The sequence below is a fragment of the Mycobacterium sp. TH-M15 genome (assembly GCF_057473705.1).
On record NZ_JBYCLB010000040.1, the window covers coordinates 1 to 3612 of the forward strand.

At 73.5% G+C, this 3612-nt stretch carries 4 protein-coding genes and 1 pseudogene; 1 reads left to right on the forward strand and 4 read right to left on the reverse strand.

The window, feature by feature from the left end; all coding sequences use genetic code 11:
- The 4 genes from AC2VNT_RS01020 to AC2VNT_RS01035 all read right to left on the reverse strand — a co-directional run.
- The coding region (locus AC2VNT_RS01020) for a protein kinase family protein (RefSeq protein ID WP_486945089.1) at positions 1 to 439 on the reverse strand (439 nt) is incomplete at its 3' end.
- The gene (locus tag AC2VNT_RS01025; protein ID WP_486945090.1) at positions 423 to 1010 is read right to left on the reverse strand and encodes a DUF3090 domain-containing protein; all 588 of its coding nucleotides are present in this window, start codon (positions 1008 to 1010) and stop codon (positions 423 to 425) included. The genes AC2VNT_RS01025 and AC2VNT_RS01020, both read right to left, overlap by 17 nt.
- A gap of 96 nt (positions 1011 to 1106) precedes the next feature.
- Complete coding sequence (locus tag AC2VNT_RS01030) at positions 1107 to 1802, reverse strand: histidine phosphatase family protein (protein WP_486945091.1); 696 nt, start codon at positions 1800 to 1802, stop codon at positions 1107 to 1109.
- 47 nt (positions 1803 to 1849) lie between these two features.
- Positions 1850 to 2737: an undecaprenyl-diphosphate phosphatase gene (locus AC2VNT_RS01035; RefSeq protein ID WP_486945092.1), complete on the reverse strand. Its 888-nt coding sequence runs from the start codon at positions 2735 to 2737 to the stop codon at positions 1850 to 1852.
- A gap of 367 nt (positions 2738 to 3104) precedes the next feature.
- Here AC2VNT_RS01035 and AC2VNT_RS01040 point away from each other — a divergent pair.
- Positions 3105 to 3612, forward strand: a pseudogene (locus tag AC2VNT_RS01040) (hypothetical protein); the annotation flags it as partial.

Below are 3612 nucleotides of genomic sequence, written 5' to 3' on the forward strand. Positions count from 1 at the left end.
GCTCACCGGCGTAGCTTCGGGCCCGCAGCACCGGCAGATAACCCGCCGGCACCCGATCGGCGGGCACCACCTCCACCAGGTCGGGCTCGTGCGCGGAGCCCGCATCCGACGCGGCGTCTCCGGGTTGGTCCACCCAGCGCTGCAGCATGCCGGTGCCTGCCGGGCCGTCACGAATGATGGTGTAGGGCACAATGTTCCAGCCGAGCTGCGTCGAGATCAGGTACGCGCTGAGTTCCCGTCCGGCCAGCGTTCCGTCCGGGAAGTCCCACAGCGGTTCCTCGCCGGCCACCGGCTTGTAGACGCAGTGCACCCGCCGCCCGTCCAGCGCCGCTTCGCACAGGAAGGTGGCGTTGCTCGCCGAGCGGATCCGTCCGAGGATGGTCAGCTGCCCCCGGCGCAGCACCGCGCGATCGTCAGCCTCGTCAGGTTTCCGGGTCATCGTCCGGCTCGGACCACGCGCCGCGCCGGTATCCGTTGGTGCGGACACAGATGTGCCCGGCCGGGTCCAGCGGTTCGTCGCAGAGCGGGCAGGGCGGCCGGCCCGCCGAGATGACCCGGTGCGAGCGGGTGGCGAACTGGCGGGCCGATTCCGGCGTCAGGAAGACCCGCACCGCGTCCGGACCCTCCTCGGTGTCGTCGAGCACCACCGACGCGTCGAACTCGGTGTCGCTGACCGCGAGCAACTCGACGACGACCGTCTGGGCCTCGGAGTCCCAGCCCAGGCCCATGGTGCCGACCCGGAACTCGGCGTCGACCGGGGTGACCAGCGGGCTGAGGTCGTCGACCTCGGCCGGCTCCGGCGGCACCGGGGTGCCGAACCGGCGGTGCACCTCCATCAGCAGCGCCCCGATCCGCTCGGCGAGCACGGCGACCTGCTGCTTCTCCAGCACCACCGAGACCACCCGGTCGTCGTGCACCGCCTGCAGGTAGAACGTGCGGTCGCCGGGCTGCCCGACGGTCCCGGCCACGAAGCGGTCGGGGGTGCGGAAGACGTGGATTGCGCGGGCCATGGCACCTCCAAAATACCGACCGGACGTACCGCACCGGGCACTTGGCCATGCCGCACCGGGCGTTTTGCGGCCTAGTTGTGATGTCCGCCGGGGCGGTCAGTCGGTTGACCCGCCGACGACGGCGTCGCTCTCGGCGAGGCTCGGGCCGGCATCGGGCGGCGGTGCGGTGAGGGCGGCGGCCAGCCGCGCGCCGGTGTGGTTGACGTGGACGACGAACGGGCGGAGCGGGGTGTAGCGGATCACGCTCAGCGATGCCGGGTCGGCGGTCACCCGCTGAAAGCTGTCCAGATGGGTGCCGAGCGCGTCCGCGATCAGCGCCTTGATCACGTCGCCGTGGGTGCAGGCCAGCCAGAGCACGTCGGCGCCGGCCTCCTCGGCGAGCCGCCGGTCGTGCTCGCGGACCGCTGCCACCGCCCGCGACTGCACCTGGGCCAGCCCCTCGCCGTCGGGGAAGACCGCCGCGCTGGGGTGGGCCTGCACCACCGTCCAGAGCGGCTCGTCGGTCAGCTCGGCGATCCTCCGGCCGGTCCAGGAGCCGTAGTCGACCTCGGTCAACCGCTCGTCGACGACCGGCTCCAGCCCCAGCGCCGCCGCCAGCGGCGCCACCGTGTGCCGGCAGCGCAGCAGCGGCGAGCAGACCAGCGCGGCGATCGGCAGACCGTCGACCCGGGCGGGCAGCTCGGCCGCCTGCCGGCTGCCGGTGTCGTCCAGGTCGACCCCTTCCGACCGCCCGGCCAGCACACCGGCGGTGTTCGAGGTGGACCGGCCGTGCCGCAGCAGGATGACGGTCATCTAACGCCACTCCTCAGCATCGCTGCGCTCTGCATCGTCGCCGGCGGTCACGTGGCCGCCACCACGCCGGTGGCCAGCAGCGCCAGCAGCACCGCCGCCAACATCACCCGGTAGCCGACGAACCAGTACATGCTGTGGCCGACCAGGAACCGCAGTAGCCAGGCCACCGCCGCCCAGCCGATGCCGAACGCGATCAGGGTCGCCGCCAGCAGCTGCGGGCCGGTGGCGCTCATCCCCTCGCCGTCCGGGTGGAATGCGTCCGGCAGCGAGAACAGCCCGGAGGCGAAGACCGCCGGGATGGCCAGCAGGAAACCGAACCGGGCGGCCAGCTCGCGGTCCAGCCCGGCGAAGAGCCCGGCGCTGATCGTCACCCCGGACCGGGACACCCCGGGCACCAGCGCCAGCGTCTGGGCGAACCCGACGAAGAGCGCGTCCGCCACGCTCAGCCGGTCGTAGTGGCGGGTCTGCCGGCCGATGTTCTCGGCGGCGGCGATCACCGCCGAGAACACCAGCAACGCGATCGCCACCACCCACAGGTTGCGCACCCCGGAGCGGATCTGGTCCTTGAACAGCAGGCCGAGCACGCAGATCGGGATGGTGCCGACGATCACGTACCAGCCCATCCGGTAGTCCGGGTCGTCATGGGCGGCCAGCAGGCCGCCGCCGCGCGAGGGCACGCCCGCCGTGACCCAGGTCTTCCTGCCCGCCGCCGCCACACCGGCCAGCCAGGCCTTGGCGATCCGGGCGATGTCCTTGGCGAAGTAGACCAGCACCGCCACCTCGGTGCCGAGCTGGGTGACCGCGGTGAACGAGGCGCCGGCGTCACCGGCGAAGAACAACCGGGACACCACCGCCAGGTGACCCGACGACGACACCGGCAGAAACTCGGTCAGCCCCTGCACAACCGAGAGCACGACAACCTGCAACCACGACATCGGCTCGACTGCGGACACGACGACGACCGTACCGGGCGGCGACCGGGCGACCGGACCGCGGCTACCGGTCGGAGCCGAGCGCCGCGACGTGGCGGCCACGTCCTGGCTCTGCGGCACCGGTCCGGTCATCCCCGGCCGGTACACCTCGACGATCAGCGACTGCCGTTCCGCGTGCCAGGCGAGACACTGACGGAGGCCACCGCCGGCCGCCGCGCCGACGGGCGGGGCCGGCCGGGCCGACCGGCACCTCCTTAGAATCGGGTTCGCCGCAGTTCGCCACGACCCAGCCGAGAGCACCCCATTGCCACCGCACCGACCGCACCGTAGCCACCCGGATCAGCCTCGCATCGTCGGGCTGACGCTCTCGGTGGCGCTGCTGGCCGGGTGCTCGGCGAACCCGATCACCGGGCCGCCGACGATCCCGCCGGCGCAGCCCGCCGTCTCCCCGGTTGCCGCCCAGCACCCGGCCGGGACGATCCGGCCGCTCGCCGGCGCACCGGCCGCAGCCGTCTTCGACCCGGCGACGTCGCGGCTGGCGGTGTTCTCCCCCGGTTCCGAGCCGCGGAACCCGGCCGTGCTGACCGTGTTCGACGCCGCGCCGGGCCCGCCGCGCAGCATCGCGCTGCCCGGCCCGGCGACCGCACTCAGCGGCGACGGTCGGGGCCGCGCCTACCTGTCGGCGCGCGGCGGCTATTTCGTCGTGGACCTGGCCGCCGGGCAGACCGCCCGGGTCGACGTCACCGCCGCCGCCGACGTCGACTTCACCGCCATCGCCCGACGCGCCGACGGCCGCACGGTGCTCGGCAGCGCCGACGGCGCCGTCTACACGCTGGCCGCCGAGACCGGCTCCGAAGCGGGCGTCGCCGCCCGCACCA